The following is a 1,557-nucleotide window of genomic DNA, read 5'->3' as shown; positions in this document are numbered from 1 at the left end:
TTCGTGCAGCGACAGGGGGTATTGATGTTATTTTTAATCCGCGTACGGCACGTGGAATTGCAGGGCATATCGCATCGATGGTCAATGGAGCTTCTGTGGTTCGTAAAACGAGTCTTTTACAGGAGTTCTTAGGCAAGGTAGTGATGAAGCCTGATGTTAATGTAACCGATCACCCTTTGCGATTACGTGGAAATGCTTCTCATCCTTTTGATGGAGAAGGGGTAGAGGGTCAACCACTCAATATTATTGAAAATGGTATTTTAAAAAATTGGTTTCTTTCATCATCTACAGCACGTGAATTGGGCCTTAAAACAAATGGGCACGGTGTGCGTTCGGGGTCGTTGGTGCAGCCGACAAGTACAAATTTTGCTATTGAACCGGGTTTAGTATCGCCTTGCGATATGATAAAAAATTTACGAAGTGGATTTTATGTGACAGAATTATTCGGTCATGGCATTGATTTTATTACTGGTCAATATAGTCGGGGTGCTTCGGGTTTTTGGATTGAAAATGGTGAAATTTCTTATCCGGTGAGTGAAGTAACGCTAGGTTCTGATTTGCTGCATATGTTAGCACATTTAACACCGGCCAATGATATTGATCGGCGTTATGGAACAGCAGCTCCAACATTGTTAATTGAAGGGATGACACTTGCAGGAAAATAACACGCATCATTCTTCTGATTTAAATCTTTTGCGTGACGTTTGTCGAGAGGCAGGAGATTTAGCAATGCGGTATTTTGGATGCACGTTGGATGTTTGGATGAAAGAGGGGAATTCACCGGTCAGTGAAGCGGATTTTGCAGTTGATTATTTTCTGAAAGAAAAGCTTCTTGGAGCACGTCCAAATTATGGATGGATTTCAGAAGAAACAAAAGATAATCGAAAACAACAAGGTTATAAGCGCTCCTTTGTGGTTGATCCTATTGATGGGACACGAGGTTTTCTTTCTGGCAGTCCTTATTGGTGTATTTCGGTTGCTATTATTGAGAATGGGCGTCCTATTGTGGGCGTTGTACAATGTCCTGCTCGAGGAGATGTTTATGCAGCGGTCACGGGTGGAGGGGCAACATTAAATGGGATAAAACTTCCTCGTTTAGCCTTTCAGGTTCATCGAAAATATAAAATTTCGCTTGATAAATCGCTCGCACAAAAATTACTAGGCGATTTTCGCAATCGCGTTAGTCTTTACCATTATCTTCCTTCTCTTGCTTATCGTCTTGTTCTTGTTGCTCAAGATGAGATCGATATCGTATTAGTTCGTCCGAATTGTCATGAATGGGATATTGCCGCGGCGGATCTTATTTTGCAGGAGTGTGGAGGGTGTTTTTTATCGCTTGATGCCCCTTTATTATCTTACGGAATTGAACCTTATCAATATGGACTTTTAATTGCTGGTAAAAATAATTGCTGTCAGGATATGATAGATGTTGTTCGTCAAGCAAAGTTAGTTTAATCACATAAAAGCGCGCTAAAATCATCTGAATGATATGGAGGCACATATGGCTGAAACCAACGAAAAAAAACAATATTTACATCTTGTATTTGGTGGTGAATT

General features: G+C 40.7%; 2 protein-coding genes. Both read left to right on the top strand.

Annotation, left to right across the window (positions count from 1 at the left end; genetic code table 11):
* Window positions 1-665: metallopeptidase TldD-related protein (locus BN338_RS09075; RefSeq protein WP_039761271.1), on the top strand; the 665-nt coding region annotated here is incomplete at its 5' end.
* Window positions 652-1,455, top strand: a complete 804-nt coding sequence (locus tag BN338_RS09070) for a 3'(2'),5'-bisphosphate nucleotidase CysQ (protein WP_039761270.1) — start codon at window positions 652-654, stop codon at window positions 1,453-1,455. The genes BN338_RS09075 and BN338_RS09070, both read left to right, overlap by 14 nt.
* Window positions 1,456-1,557 lie beyond the last annotated feature (102 nt).

The sequence above is a fragment of the Bartonella queenslandensis AUST/NH15 genome, from assembly GCF_000312585.1.
Classification (GTDB): domain Bacteria; phylum Pseudomonadota; class Alphaproteobacteria; order Rhizobiales; family Rhizobiaceae; genus Bartonella; species Bartonella queenslandensis_A.
This window is presented reverse-complemented; position numbering and strand designations above follow the sequence as displayed.